The 15,154-nt window shown below is 42.7% G+C and carries 12 protein-coding genes and 1 pseudogene; 4 read left to right on the top strand and 9 right to left on the bottom strand.

Annotation, left to right across the window (positions count from 1 at the left end; translation table 11 throughout):
• Positions 1–151, top strand: a pseudogene (locus EI164_RS17020) (IS30 family transposase); the annotation flags it as partial.
• A gap of 248 nt (positions 152–399) precedes the next feature.
• Here the strand turns inward: EI164_RS17020 and EI164_RS09585 are convergent.
• Both EI164_RS09585 and EI164_RS09580 read right to left on the bottom strand, forming a co-directional pair.
• Positions 400–3,333: a valine--tRNA ligase gene (locus EI164_RS09585; protein WP_192519741.1), complete on the bottom strand. Its 2,934-nt coding sequence runs from the start codon at positions 3,331–3,333 to the stop codon at positions 400–402.
• Between the two features lie 130 nt (positions 3,334–3,463).
• The gene (locus tag EI164_RS09580) at positions 3,464–3,901 is read right to left on the bottom strand and encodes a hypothetical protein (RefSeq protein WP_192519740.1); all 438 of its coding nucleotides are present in this window, start codon (positions 3,899–3,901) and stop codon (positions 3,464–3,466) included.
• Between the two features lie 380 nt (positions 3,902–4,281).
• On the opposite strand from EI164_RS09580, the gene EI164_RS09575 reads away from it, so the two are divergent.
• On the top strand, positions 4,282–5,454 hold the full coding sequence (locus EI164_RS09575) for a formate/nitrite transporter family protein (RefSeq protein WP_318779535.1): 1,173 nt from the start codon (positions 4,282–4,284) through the stop codon (positions 5,452–5,454).
• A gap of 305 nt (positions 5,455–5,759) precedes the next feature.
• On the opposite strand, the gene EI164_RS09570 is transcribed toward EI164_RS09575, so the two are convergent.
• From EI164_RS09570 to EI164_RS09540, 7 genes are all read right to left on the bottom strand, one after another.
• The gene (locus EI164_RS09570; RefSeq protein ID WP_192519739.1) at positions 5,760–6,683 is read right to left on the bottom strand and encodes a bile acid:sodium symporter family protein; all 924 of its coding nucleotides are present in this window, start codon (positions 6,681–6,683) and stop codon (positions 5,760–5,762) included.
• A gap of 890 nt (positions 6,684–7,573) precedes the next feature.
• Positions 7,574–8,044, bottom strand: coding sequence for a YbjQ family protein (locus EI164_RS09565; RefSeq protein WP_192519738.1), 471 nt, complete (start codon positions 8,042–8,044; stop codon positions 7,574–7,576).
• Between the two features lie 49 nt (positions 8,045–8,093).
• Entirely contained in the window at positions 8,094–8,552 is a 459-nt protein-coding gene (locus EI164_RS09560; protein WP_192519737.1) for a YbjQ family protein, read from the bottom strand.
• 23 nt (positions 8,553–8,575) lie between these two features.
• On the bottom strand, positions 8,576–9,085 hold the full coding sequence (locus EI164_RS09555) for a hypothetical protein (RefSeq protein WP_192519736.1): 510 nt from the start codon (positions 9,083–9,085) through the stop codon (positions 8,576–8,578).
• Between the two features lie 34 nt (positions 9,086–9,119).
• Complete coding sequence (locus tag EI164_RS09550) at positions 9,120–9,677, bottom strand: UPF0149 family protein (protein ID WP_192519735.1); 558 nt, start codon at positions 9,675–9,677, stop codon at positions 9,120–9,122.
• 435 nt (positions 9,678–10,112) lie between these two features.
• The gene (locus EI164_RS09545) at positions 10,113–10,349 is read right to left on the bottom strand and encodes a PA3496 family putative envelope integrity protein (protein WP_192519734.1); all 237 of its coding nucleotides are present in this window, start codon (positions 10,347–10,349) and stop codon (positions 10,113–10,115) included.
• 186 nt (positions 10,350–10,535) lie between these two features.
• Positions 10,536–12,011 carry a hypothetical protein gene (locus EI164_RS09540; RefSeq protein ID WP_192519733.1) on the bottom strand — a complete coding sequence of 492 codons (1,476 nt, stop codon included), beginning with the start codon at positions 12,009–12,011 and terminating at the stop codon, positions 10,536–10,538.
• 404 nt (positions 12,012–12,415) lie between these two features.
• On the opposite strand from EI164_RS09540, the gene serB reads away from it, so the two are divergent.
• Positions 12,416–13,606 carry a phosphoserine phosphatase SerB gene (serB, locus tag EI164_RS09535; protein WP_192519732.1) on the top strand — a complete coding sequence of 397 codons (1,191 nt, stop codon included), beginning with the start codon at positions 12,416–12,418 and terminating at the stop codon, positions 13,604–13,606.
• Between the two features lie 213 nt (positions 13,607–13,819).
• Positions 13,820–14,821, top strand: a complete 1,002-nt coding sequence (locus tag EI164_RS09530) for a DUF368 domain-containing protein (protein WP_192519731.1) — start codon at positions 13,820–13,822, stop codon at positions 14,819–14,821.
• Positions 14,822–15,154: the final 333 nt, after the last annotated feature.

The raw sequence follows: 15,154 nt of genomic DNA, 5'->3' as shown, positions 1-15,154 counted from the left end.
CGGCCTTATCAGAGAGTACTTGCCTAAGGGTTGTGACTTTAGACAAGTCTCTGATGATGAGATGCAGGACATTGAGAACAAATTAAACAACAGACCAAGAAAACGATTAGGGTTTAAGACGCCTATGCAGGCGTTCTATAATATTAATTAGCGTTGCACTTGGTGTGTTAATCTAAGATCATTAAAATCTAAAGAATAGTTAAAGATGCCAAACATATCTTTGATTTCAAGTTTTTTTAAGAACATAGTTATTATTCCAAATGTTTATGAAATTATTAATCAACAAAACTCAAACTAACCTTATGATTATAAAGTATTGTAATCAACGTTTGAAGACTTTTATGAGTATAAAAAAGCCACCTAAAATTAGGTGGCTTTTTCGTAGCTAATTTAGAAACATTACAACGCTTTCAACTCTTCCATTTGCGCCGTCATCGCGGTCAACTGCCCTTCTAGCTCAGCCAGTTTCGCTTTCTCTGCTTCGACCACTTGTGCAGGTGCTTTGCTGACAAAGCCTTCATTACCTAGCTTACGCGCGATACCATCAGCTTGCTTTTGTAGCTTTTCATGCGCTTTATCCAGACGTGCCAGCTCAGCCGTAGGATCGATTAACCCTTTCATCGGTACGAGTACGCGTAGCTGACCGACCATACTTGATGATGATAGCGGTACTTCATCGCCCTCTTTGACGATGGCTAAGCTATCTACTTTAGCGAGCGCTTTAAACTGATTGGCAATGCGCGATAGGCGCTCATCTTCTGCTAGCGAGATATTCTGTAGCAGTACTGGTAAACGTACCGCATTACCCAGTTTCATCTCACCACGGATGTTACGGACGCTCGCGATTAGCTCCTGTAACCACGCCATATCCGCTTCTGTCTGCTCACTGATTTGGCTATCATCGGTCTGTGGATAGTCAGCGACCACGATGCTGTCGGTGTTTTTTCGACCCAGTAGCGGCGCGATGGTCTGCCAGATTTGCTCAGTCAGATACGGCATGATTGGATGAGTGAAGCGTAGTGCTGTCTCTAGCACATGCAGTAGCACATAGCGGATTTGCGCTTTACGCTCATCCGACACTGAGTCATCGTTTAGACTGGCTTTGGCTAGCTCAACGTACCAATCACAGTACTCATTCCAGATAAACTCATAGATATCTTGGCTGACCATATCGAGACGATACTGGGCGAAATGCTGATGGATATTGGCAATACTAGAGTTCAGACGACTCATGATCCATTTTTCTGGTAGCTCCCAAACATCAGGGTTGGCCGCTTGATCGATAGGCTTGGCACTGCCTTCGCCATCGACACAGTTCATCAGTACAAAACGACTGGCGTTCCAGATTTTATTACAGAAGTTACGATAGCCCTCGACACGCTTTAGATCAAAGTTGATATCGCGACCAGTACTGGCCAATGAGGTAAAGGTAAAGCGCAGTGCGTCGGTTCCATACGCTGGGATGCCTTCTGGGAACTCTTTACGCGTTTGCTTTTCGATTTTGGCCGCGTCTTTTGGATTCATCATATTGCTGGTGCGTTTGTCTACCAGCGCTTCTAGATCAATACCGTCGATTAGATCGATTGGATCTAAGACATTACCTTTTGATTTTGACATTTTTTGACCATTACCATCACGTACCAGACCATGCACATAGACGGTCTTAAACGGTACTTGCGGCGTGCCGTCTTCGTTTTTCACGAAGTGCATGGTCATCATGATCATGCGGGCGACCCAAAAGAAAATAATGTCAAAACCTGTCACGAGCACGCTGGTTGGATGGAAAGTGTCCATCACGCGCGGATCAGCGTTGACGTCTGCCCAGTCAAGCGTACTAAACGTCCACAGACCCGAGCTAAACCACGTATCGAGCACATCATCATCTTGGCGCAATACGGCATCGTCGCTGAGATTATACTTGCTACGTACTTCCACTTCGTCACGGGCCACATAGATTTCACCCGTCGCATCGTCATACCATGCAGGGATACGATGTCCCCACCAGAGCTGACGACTGATGCACCAGTCTTGTAGATCGGTCATCCATGCCATGTACATGTTTTTGTACTGCGCAGGGACGAACTCGATGCTGCCGTCTTCTACTGCGTCAATCGCAGGCTTGGCCAGCTCTTTGACCGCGACATACCACTGATCGGTCAACCATGGCTCAACGATCGTACCGCCACGCTCAGCACGTGGGGCTTTTAGGGCGTAGTCTTCGATGTCTTCTAGCCAGCCCTGCTCGCCTGCTTGCGCCACAAGGAACTTACGCGCAGCGAAACGCTCTAGCCCTGCATACTCGCTAGGCGTGGTCTCTAGCTCTGGCTCACGCGTTTGCAGATCAGGATAGACTTCCATCGCTGGTAGGATATTGGCGCGCTCATCCAAGATATTAATCAATGGCAAGTCATGACGACGACCCAATTCATAATCGTTAAAATCATGCGCTGGGGTGATTTTGACACAGCCCGTACCAAAGTCGCTCTCGACATAGTCATCAGCGACGATAGGTACGACACGACCAGTAATTGGTAAGGTAATGGTCTTGCCCACTAAGTGTGCATAACGCTCATCGCTAGGATTGACGGCGACAGCGGTATCACCTAATAAGGTTTCAGGACGCGTGGTCGCTACTACCAGATAGTTTTTGCCATCTTGAGTGGTTAGGTCTGCATCGGTGAAATGATAGCGGAAATGCCACAAGCTGCCTTTTTCGTCATGGTTCTCTACTTCTAAGTCAGACAGCGCAGTCTGGAACTTAGGATCCCAATTCACTAGACGCTTACCGCGATAAATAAGACCATCATCAAACAGACGAACGAACACTTCTTTTACCGCGTTGGATAGACCATCATCCATGGTAAAGCGCTCACGCGACCAGTCAACCGAGCTGCCCAAACGGCGAATTTGGCTGGTGATATTGCCGCCCGACTCTTCTTTCCACTCCCACACTTTATCGATGAAGTCTGCACGCGTCATATCACGGCGCTTCAAGCCTTGCGCTTCTAGGCGACGTTCAACAACCATTTGGGTGGCGATACCAGCGTGATCTGTACCCGGTTGCCACAGCGTATTGTCACCATCCATACGGTGATAACGCGTGAGTGCATCCATAATCGCATTGTTAAAGCCATGACCCATGTGCAGCGAGCCTGTAACGTTCGGCGGTGGTAGCGCGATAGAAAACGACTCGTCTTTATCAAATGTCGGCTGAAAATAGCCGCTCTCTTCCCAGCTTTGATACATGCCTGCTTCGACTTGTGCAGGATTATACGCATTCTCTAACTGGCTTAAGGCCGCTTGAATAGATGTGGTGAGGTTGTGGTTACTCATAATGGCATTATCTTTTATTGATTGAATGTGATCAAAATTAATTGGATTAAAGCTAATATAAAAATTAGGAAAATAATGAATAGAGTGATTTTAACGCAGATAGGCAGATTTTGTTAGATGCTAAGGTCATTTAAGCGTATAGCTCTTCGAAAATACACTCTATCTTTGGCTTATTATCTTTCACCCACTGCTTACAAAGTCGAAAAAACTCTTTTTCTAAGATCATTAGCGTCGATGGATCATTATAACCTTTGTAAACTTCTCCCATTTTTACGTTGCCATAAGCATCATCTAATTGATAAATCAAACCTTTAAACCCATCTACTGCTTGTAGATGACTACCCTCATCTAAAAACTCATAGAATTTATTATAAATATCTAACTGACTATCCTCAAAAATATGGTAATTTTCAGGCTGTTCAATAAATACATGAACGATGGCATAAGTATAAATCCACTTAGCCTGCTCTGTATTAATATCTGGAAAGCCTAAACCAGAAAGTGCTCTTTGAAGTGACTCTTTATTGCCTCTCGGATATATAGGGTCATCATCAATTATCGATAACATCTCATCATCGTAGTATTCGTTATCAAGTAAGTAATGAGCTTATTCGACAATTTGCTTATCGGATAATAAATCAAGCTTCAGAAGACTAGCCGTCACTACCATCTCGCTTTGCCAAGGGCTATATTTAGATAATGTTCTCATAATCTCTCACCGCTACATTATACCTCTTGCATAAGTCATCGCTAGTTCTTGCGGTTCTATTAGTGGAAGTCAATGAACTGGTACTTTTGCAAGAGGTCTACTAAAAAATAGATTTGACTAAGAGTCAGGATAAAGAATTAACAACAGCAATCAGCTGAATACTAAACATAATAGATTATAGTCCTGCTATAGAATAGATCAGATACTAAAATTATTCCCTCTTAACCAGTGAGCTTACCGTGCCCCAAGATACTGATAGTCATACTAATCATCAAAAAGACCCACAGAACTCATATGCAGATTATGAGGGTGTGGCTGATGACAGTCATAAAGCAGGAAAGCAAAAAGGTCAAAAAGAAAGCCGTCAAGACAGTCAGCAAAAAAGCAACCAAAAAGACTCTGAGGAAGACAGCGCCGATAGCAAAGCTAATGACAATACTAGTGCTAATGGCAACAACAAAGACAGTGACGATGCTGATAAAACAAAGACCACTGAAGACATAAAAGAGGATGATCTCCCAGAAGAAATCAGTGACGAAGACAAAGAAACCATCAAAAAAGTCGCCAATGACAATGATTCGAGTCATGCAAAAAGCTATGCCAGCATCCTAGTCGAGCAAGTCATGGACGCCAAAGAAACCTTTGAGCGCTCGCTTGGCTCACTCTTTACCAGTGCTTTTACCGCTGGGCTTGAAATTGGTATTAGCTTCTTTATGATTTTATCGGCTTTTGCGCTCCTCAGCGGAGTCATACCCAGTGAATACGCCATCGTACTCGCCTCATTACTTTACCCCATCGGCTTCATTATTGTGGTCATCGGTCAGTCGTTATTATTTACCGAGCAAACCTCCCTACTAAGCTTGCCAGTGCTCAACGGTATTGAACCCTTGAATAAATTGCTACGTTTATGGGGCATTGTCATCGCTGGTAATCTGGTTGGTGGTTGTTTATTTGCCGCATTGATGATTGGCCTCGGCTTAAACATGCAGCTGTTTAGTGCCAGCGACATTGACACTTATGCCGAGCATGTTTTAACGTTTGAGTGGTGGGTGATATTTGGCAGTTCAGTACTGGCTGGTTGGATGATGGGCGTTACCGCATGGCTAGTGACCTCAGCACGCGATACCCTTAGCCGAATTGTCTTAGTCACCATCATCACAGGCAGTATCGGGTTTTTAGGTTTACATCATAGTATCGTGGGCAACATCGAGGTGTTTTCTGCCTTACTGTATGGCAGTAGTGTCAGTCTTTGGCGTTACTTACTGTTTTTAGCGATAGTGCTGGTGGGCAATACGATCGGTGGCGTGGTGTTTGTCGCAGTGCTCAAAAACCGTACCTTCCTATTTGAAGTTGAAAAAGTAAAAGAGCAGACAGCTAACGCTAAAGCCAGAGTAAATGCACGTCATCGTTAAGCTTTATTCTTAGCCCAGCTGTGTTTTTAGCCCTGCTCTCCTCTATGTCTCATTGCCTGCTGCCACTTGTCGGCAATAATAAGAGAATGAGTTATGACGACTGCGAGTGCAAAACCCCATGACAAGCTTTAAAATATCAAGCCAGTTATGGGGTTCAGTCAATAAAGCGGTGACCGCAATTTACCAAACGCTTCATTAAAAGGCGGTTGCTTGAGTTCCAACTCAAACCTAAAAGTTCAGGTCTAGAAGCTCAATTTTAGAAGCTCAAGTTTAAAAACTTAAGCCCCAAACATAAAGCCCCGAAGTTAAAGCCTACGTGCTGCCATCACACTACGGTCTATCTCAATTTGCTTCGCCTTATTGTGTTGCGCGCTAAATACTCTCACCATAATACCTGCGGTTAAAAACATAATTAGCGTATAAATAGCTGGCGTCAGCGACATTTTATAATTGGCCAATAGTGTCAATGCCATAAACATCGAAAGCGTACTGTTCTGTAGGCCAACTTCCATAGTAATCGATCTTCTTTGTTCTGGATTCAGACCGAACCATTTACTGGTGTAATAACCAAGTGCCATCGTTGACACGTTTAATATCAATGATACAGGGCCAGTGGCTATTAAGGCCTCTACAATGATATCTTTTTGCACATAGCTCAAGAATAGAACCAAAAAGCTCAAAAATATCACGCCAAAACGAGAAACCAGAACCTGCGTTTTATCTGCCACACTGGGGGCATAACGTTTGATCAGCATACCAATACTAACAGGCAGGATAGTCAGTGCAATTAGGCTGACCATGGTCTTGACCACTGGTAATTGGAACTCACTACCAGCACCCATAAAGTACACGAGCGAAAAGCTGAGTACGATAGGAATACTAAATACCGTGACCACGCTTGAGATAGCTGTCATGGTCACCGAAAGCGCGACATCGCCTTTGGCCAAATAGGTAAATAGGTTTGATGTGGTGCCACCAGGGCACAGTACCAATAACATAACCCCAATTGCGTATTCAGGCTCTAGTGACATCAGGCTTGCCAAAGCAAAACCAATTAATGGTAAGAACAGCAACTGATTGGTGAGTCCTATCGCGACTGCTTTAGGGTATTTGACGACTCTTTTAAAGTCATTGGTGACTAAGGATAGACCCATTCCCATCATAATCAGAAAAATTCCAATGGGAATGACTTTTGAATTTACAAACGTGACTAACTCCACACCTTCCATAACTACATCCTTGTAGATAGAGCCCTTACATAGGCAGTTTTATGACAACTTTGTGATGCTTAATCAGCCAATCCTGCTGATATCTTGGGTAAAAGCCATCGACGTCATCAACGTTTTGTATGACAACATTACTCGACAGCATTCCATGCCATCTTTCATATATATTCAATAATCGTAATAGAGCGGTATCATAAAGTATATCGTTGTAAAGGCAGCTTTATCCATTTTATTCAACTACTCACCAGTCAGTATTCAAACGTAGGATATCCGCCATATAAAAGTACAGAAAAACTTTAGGGTATACCATTATTTATATTATTAGGCTTAGAACGAGTAGATTTGTCGCTAAGAAAAGAATCAATCACACCCGCCGCCATCGCTACCGCTGTCACCACAAGAATCATTGCTGCTATATCCGCTATGATTACTGTTACTGTTGTTGACGTCATCTCCAGAAGATGAGCTTGAAGTACGTTTTGAAAGCTTTGTACGACTAGACCAGAGCATCACTTTAAACACACCATAAAATATCAGTAGCCCAAAAACAATCTGTAAAAGTAGCAGGAAGCCCCAGAAGAAAAGTTCAAGCATAATATAGTCGACCCTCTATAATTTCTTGTTAGACAGTGATAGCAACGCAAGGATAACTAGGGCGTGTCCTCAATTCAAACGAGTGCCCTCTAAATGGGCTAAAAATAGCTAAATTTTGCCAAACATCGTCAAATATCTGGTTAATATCCCGATATTATCTGCGCTATTTTCCTCGTTTGACTGCAATTTATCTTATTTTGATCATCATTTTTAAAATGAGGACATACCCTAAGACAAGTGCTTATTTTGGGGATAAGAAAGAAGGTAAGATTAAGGATATATCTTAAATTGGCAGGACTTTAGTGACGGTCAGTACTGATGACTGCCGTACCATAGGCGATGGCTTCTACCATGCTACCCAGTTGATTGACATTAGTCACCTCAAGGCGCAGACCATAAATATGATTACAACCTTTGGCATTGGCCTCAGTACGCATCCGTACGATAGCCTCACGGCGGGCGCGATCTAATAACGTCTCGTAGGTGGTCAGATTTTTACCAAAGATACTTAAGACACGGGCGATAATCATTTTGAAGTAATCTTGACCGATCACCACACTACCTAGTACCAACTCACCCTGACTATCAGCCGCGATATTGGGACGATAAAAGCGTTCGCTTGATACAATAATATGACTCAGTGCTTGCTCGTCGATGCTCAACTGTGCCAAATGCTGACGCTCATGACGCGTGCCAAAAAACCAACCAGCTGCGAATAATAAAACAAACGGTGCATAGTTGATGAGAAATTGGGTAAGGGAATTGTTCATGGCACGTCTCTTATCATACAAAAGCATCACTGCTTTAAGATTCGGTCATCTAACCAAAAGGATTGAAACGTGGCAACTCATCAGTAGGTTCTGATGATGGGGTTTGCGTACTTGGGTGTTGACCTGAGTGATGCGATTGACCCGTTTGATAATGAGAATCGCTTGGCGGATTTTGAAATGACTGCTGCGGCATGGGTATCGCTTTGACAGCAGTACCATAAACAAATAGCTCAGAAGCTCCCTGTGCGATACTAGAGGTCGAAAAACGCAAACCAACGACTGCATCAGCACCCAAAGATTCTGCCTTGACAATCATGCGGTCTATCGCTTCTTGACGCGACTCTTCTAACAGCTCGGTATAAGCCGTCAACTCACCACCGACGATGTTTTTTAGTCCAGCAAACAAGTCTTTACCGACGTGCTTTGAGCGTACCGTACTGCCGTACACCACATCTAAACGCTCGGTGATTTGATAATTAGGTAAGTGTTCAAGGTTAGAGAGTTGCATAGTATCGTGACCTAATTAAAAAATCAGTAAATTTTCTGAGCGATATGACGACATAACGCATCTATATACATATTTTCATCTTCTTTTTCAGTATTACCTACATAGTTAAAGTTTCCTAATAATCCTGCATTCACAAAAAGCTCTTTTTCTTCATTTTGTTGTAGGATCTTGTCGTCACTAACAACTTGATAGCTATAGGCAATTTCGGGGCTGCCGATAGATTTTTTCATACCAAAGGCTTCACCCGAGTAAATTCTTCTATATTCTACATCTATATCTAAACCAGCATTTGCATTCGCCTGGTACTTGCCCTCTTTAGACAGCTCAGTAACTAAACAATTACTAACATACGTTTCAATATCAGCTTGGCTATAAAACACTGGATTGTCATATTTTTGCTTCAAGGTAACATTCACTGAGTCCACCTTCATCTTCGCTACACTTACATTACTCTTCGTGTTTAAAGAATATGTTGTAGTGCAACCGACCAAACTAACAAATCCCAAAATCGAACATAATAATAGCTTTTTCATAATTGGCCTGTGGCGTTTGGTGATATATCTAAAATTAATCATTGGTATGAAACAATAAGAAAAGCTCAGTCAAATTGCCTTCGATGCTATTGGCCATTTGTACCATTTTATCTTCGTCTTTACGCATCTCAGCGAGCTCTGGATCTTCATCATCGATACCGCTCAGTACAATCATTGGCAAGGTCAATACCGCCACGTCTTCTGCTGTTTCTTCATCTTCAAACCAATCACTGGCTTCCTCACCATACATCGCATCGACAAAACCGATTGACCAAGCAACGATATCTGACTCATCTGAAAAATCGACAGCCACCTCTTCGTCACCCGCATCTTCACCAAATGGCAGCTCGATAGGTGTCTCGTTTTTTAGCTCAGCCATGATAGAGTCACGCCAGCGTTTAATGCCATCGATGACATTTTCTGGTATTTCGCTAACATGACCTTCAAACAATGCATCCATCCAGTTAGGTAACGGACGCCCAATGACCGTCGCTGTCAAAAATCCATGCGCAGCGACACTGTCAAGTACAAACTGACTCTCTTGATTATCCAAGTAGTCTAGTAATTCATCAAAACTTAATTGGTTACTCATGGTGTAATTGTCCTTGAAAAGTAGATTGCTACAGTCGTCATAAATGATTGATTAAATGCAAGGTCACAGATTATTTAAAGATTATCTGAATAACACATTCAAAATAGGTTGATGACAACCATAAAATTGGGAAAACAGAAGATCAGTGAGTTAAGGCGTGTTCTCATTTTAGAGAGGATAATAAAAATGAGATAAATGGCAGTCAAACAAGGAAAATAGCGCAGATAGTATCGAAATGTCAGTCTAGTATCGAGATATCAGTTAGCTATTTGCTGCTGTTCGGCAATATGTAGCCATTTCAACCCATTTAGATGACTATCGATTGGGTTGAGGACACGCCCTAATAAAACCAGCTGATAATCTATTACTTCAACACTTTAGTCGACTGAAATGACATGACGTTTTCTCACTTTAGTCATAACATCACTCTAAAAATTAAAAGTCCTCATCATCCCAATCGTCGTCATCTTCATCAAAGTTATCTATGTCATCTAAATCGTCTTTTAACTCTTTGGCCAAACGTTTTTCTTCTAGTAGATTGTCGATTAGCCGACGCTTCTCAAGACTGCTTAAGCGCGTACGCACGCTAGTCTCAGCCTCTTCCACCATCTTTGCATCATCATCGTCGACAAATTCACCATCAAAATCGTCGTCAATATCAGCGTCACTCATGGCAAACTCCTATTGTTTTTAGCAAAGTTATTAAGAATACATTAATATATATATGCCTTATAAAGTCTCTACTGAACGTTGTCAATCCTTTTTATTACTTTCCTCTGCTAAGCCAAGATAACGATATAGTCAATATAACAGACAATCATCCATAAATTGGTGAAAATAGTTACCGCCAAACCTTTTCTATGAAATATGTGGCTCATCTTCACTTTCGATCATTAGGACTGAATTGCGGACGTCAGCTAATCGTTGAATCATCGAGTCATTACCACCATCGAATATGGCACACTCACGTTCATAAACGGTAGTTGGTCGCATGATACTTTGAACCTGCACATGATTACCGATTTGTTTGAGTCCAGCATTCGGGAGCAATATTAGCATTTGCTCTTTTTTGCCAACGCTGTGTAGTAGCTGCGTCATAGCATCACTTTGGGCGTCATCGCTGACACCCACTTTTGCAGGTAAAGCAAAGCGTGAAAGCTCAATATGCTTATCATGAATAATCTTGTTGAGCATTAAGTATAATTTACCAAGCATCACACCTGCCAACGCGACCTTAGCATGACTGTTATCTGCTTTTAACACCACACTCGCACCACCATCATCGAATTGTGGTTCATTCATTGCGCTGACACCTAGCAGCAACGGCTGCTTAAGTAACTCAGTCACCGCTTGGTTCAGTAGCTGCGTACATAATGCCAAATACGGCAAACGTTGAGCAGGTGCCAAGCGCTCAAGCATATTAAACTCATCATGAAAGACAATTTGCACTCTCACGCTATCAAGTGAGCGTGTAGCAGACAGGCGGGTGGCATTATGAGACTTATGAATCGTGTCATCAATATCACTGGTTTCTTCTTGTGTCGTGCTTTTCTCTACTTGCTCAGTAGCGGTGTTATCGACAGCACTAGCCATAGGTCCTGTCGCATCACTTTCCACACCTTGATTCTGTTGCGTTCTTAAATACTCATTTACTTCACTATGTACATTAAATTTACGAGCATTGGTTGTTGGTTTTTCTATTGGGTTTTCAACGGGACTGGCTGTTTCTTTATGTTCATTTACTTGGCTATCCACTGATCGGCTTTCGCGATTACGATTGCGCTGATTGATTTCTACATACTGATCGCGATGCAAATCTTGAATATCACGGCTGAGCGCATTGATTTGCTCTTTGGTTGGACGGGCAATATAGCCATAAATGAGCCAAAGTAGTAAATGCAGCAGCATAGTGCCAATGACAAACGGCCATTGCATGGCGATAATCTCGCCTTTACTAATATCCTTTAAGGTCAGAGCAACACTACCAATGACAGCATCACCATTCGTAGCAATTTGACGAATCGTCTCACCCTGCTGCATAGGGGCATTGCCAACTGGCACTAATACTTCATCTTTATTGTCAGTGATCAGTATCTTTGTTACGTCTTGCTCGCTGGTATAGCGATTGGCAATCACACTTAGGCTGACACGGTCTTTATTTTCTAAAGACAGCCTAGCTTCATCAATCAGCTGTGCAACCATCTGCTCGCCTTTTAACGCGCGACTTTTGCTCAACTGTTGATCAGTACTAATGACCAATAAGAGAGTCTGCAAACAAAAACTAACCAGAAGAATAATGGCAAACAACCCTTGCCGCGGCGCTAAATACGTCATGATATGTTAAACTTTTTTGGATAAAAGAAATTAAAAAACAAGGCTATCGCTCATTTTTTGGCTAATTTTAAAAAATGATGCAGCATACATATTTATAACGGACACAGGCATAAAATGTTCGTTATAAATGATACGTTAATAAACTGGTGCATACTGAACGAGCTATGACTGATAACTTTATCATGAATACAGTCCGCTATCCTCTCTACTATATCACCATAACCAGTCTTATAGCGTTAGCAGCTTTATAATTTTATGATAATAGCATTCAATTTTAAATGCTTCTTTATCTATTACAGCCGTTTTCCAGACACCTTAATACTTTGCGTGTCCTCTATAGGCGCTGCCAAGGAAAACTGCTATTATTCCCAATCTTATATGAGCATACAAGGGACAATTGAGCCATGCCAAACAATACATCTTATTCGTTACCAAAAGACAGCAAAGCATGGCAACAAGCCGTTGATTCTATTGCGTCTCTCTTACCTAGCGATACCAATTTACATGACTTTGACGCGTTACAGTCACTACCTGTTTTCGCCCTGATTGTGGTGCTACCGACTAAAATATCAACCCTTGATATTCATCAATATGTGCAATCATGGGTCGATGAGCAGCCAAACTGGCATCTGGTCACTGTTGCTGAAGACAGCGATGCAAGCTTTGTCAATATTAGTGTTTCTGACATAGAGCCAACAGCAAAAAATGCACAGCGTTTACCATTTACGCAGTCACAAGTATTTCGCTATCTGCTAGTACCAGTCACTGACACATTAATGCACCCTGCCAAAAAAACCGCCGCCGCTCATATCATTGACGATCAGCTGACCGCACGTTTACGTCATGATTTGGCTGAAGAATATAAAAACACTCGCAGTGCCGATAGCGCAGATAACGTAGATGTCGTCGACTGTCATATTTTATCCGTCGGTCATATGCTACGTACCCATAAGCTTGCCTGTTTTGATATGGATTCTACTTTAATCGAGCAAGAAGTCATCGTCGAACTAGCCAAAACGGCAGGTATCGGTGACAAAGTCGCTGCCATCACCGAATCAGCAATGCGCGGCGAAATCGATTTTGACGAATCTTTTGCCCAACGTGTGGCGTTGTTAAAAAACATCCCAACTGACGTGCTCGATAATATCTGTAACCACTTAACAATATCACCAGGTGCTCGTACCACCATCAGTGCACTCAAAACTTTGGGCTATCACACGGTATTGGTATCAGGTGGCTTTACTTATTTTGCCCGTTATATCGCAGAGCAATTGGGGATTGATGAAGTACATGCAAACTTCTTAGATATTGAAGAAGGTAAAGTCACTGGTCATGTTCAGTTGCCTATCGTAAATGGTGCCAAAAAAGCGGCGATCGTCGAACACACAGCAGAGCGTTTAGGCATAGATATGTCGCAAGTTGTCTGTATTGGTGATGGTGCGAATGATTTACCAATGATGGCCATCGCTGATTTAGGTGTTGCCTATCATGCCAAACCTATTGTCCAAGCACGTGCCGATTCTGCTATCAATGTGACTGGACTTGAAGGCACGCTTTATGCGCTTGGCTATCCAGCACTTGCTCCTGCTGAATAAATGCCAAATGCTTACAATCACGCTCACATTCATATAAAAAGCTAGGTTAATGTTTTATCATTAATCTGGCTTTCGTGCTGTGTTGCTATCGTTCAAACCAATATTCTAATAGCTTTATCTTTAGATTTATAGCTTGAACACAACTATGGCTATCTACTCCCCACGCTTACTTTTTATCACCAACACTTATTTCAAAATAATCAAGGATTGTCCATGACGGCATCACCATCACCGCGACCAAGCGAGTCGTCAGCCTCTCAGCCATTGGATACCCATGCGACTGCTACCGATAGTCCAAAAGCACTGTTAGGTGTGTATATCAAAGGAATAGCGATGGGCGCAGCGGATATCGTGCCTGGCGTCTCTGGCGGTACCATCGCACTGATTGCTGGCGTTTATGAGCGTCTGATTAACGCTCTCGGTAGCATCGGTCCCAATCTGTGGCAGATATTCCGACAAGAAGGTGGTGTCAAGGGCCTGTTTGCTGTGTGGCGGCAGGTTGATGCGACATTTTTATTATGCTTGTTGCTCGGTATCGCCACCAGTTTTGCCACTTTAGCAGGCATTATCAAGCACCTATTAGATAACCAGCCGTTACTAATTTGGTCGTTCTTTTTTGGACTGGTCGTCGCCACCATCTTTATATTATTAAGCGAGATTAAACGATGGAATATAAGCCGAGCGCTGCTGTTTGCAGCAGGTCTCGTTAGTGCTGTGGTTATTAGCAGTTTGCCGTTGCTATCCACCACACCAAGCTTAGCTTATTTGTTTTTTGCAGGAGCAATTGCGATTTGTGCCATGATATTACCAGGGATATCCGGCTCCTTTATCCTCTTATTACTAGGTGCTTATGACGCTGTATTAGAAGCGGTACACACCCTTAATTTCACAGCCATTTTCACAGTTATGGCAGGAATGCTCACTGGACTACTACTATTTACCCACGCACTCAAATGGCTGCTATCTCGCTATTATCAAGCAATGTTGGCACTGCTCACAGGCTTTATCGCAGGATCCTTGGTGAAGATATGGCCATGGAAAGTAGATGCCTTAAACACACTTGATAGTGAGACCGTCGTCAATGTGATGCCATGGCACTACCCTACAGGTGCGCATTGGCTCACAACACTGGGACTGATGGTATTAGGTGCTGTCTTGGTATCGTTTATCTCTTGGTGGGGTCGTTATAACAATCATCATAACAACGATGTTTAGTCGCCATTAAACACACAAAACCTCTCACGAATCGGCACACGTGAATGTCGCCTTACGTTTAGAAAAAACCGCTATTCTTTCTCAAAATAAGCGCCTATCCTTATGGCGCTTAGTCTCAGACCCCATCTTAGCAAACCATTAAATAGACTAAAAAACCAAACGTCATCGGTTGTCGCAAAGTGACCTTTACCCTCTTCAGCTTTGCTCAGTAAACTTTCATAATAGTCTTATTGGAATTCACCTTATGAATAGCGAGATGAATGATGTTATTGACTATATTAGGACTTACGCAAAACCAGAGATATATTGCCAACCTAAAGCATAGCGTAGTAC

Origin of the sequence: Psychrobacter sp. FME13 (assembly GCF_014861395.1) — a bacterium.
Classification (GTDB): domain Bacteria; phylum Pseudomonadota; class Gammaproteobacteria; order Pseudomonadales; family Moraxellaceae; genus Psychrobacter.
Note: the sequence above shows the minus strand (reverse complement) of the source record. Positions and strands in the feature narration are given on the sequence as shown.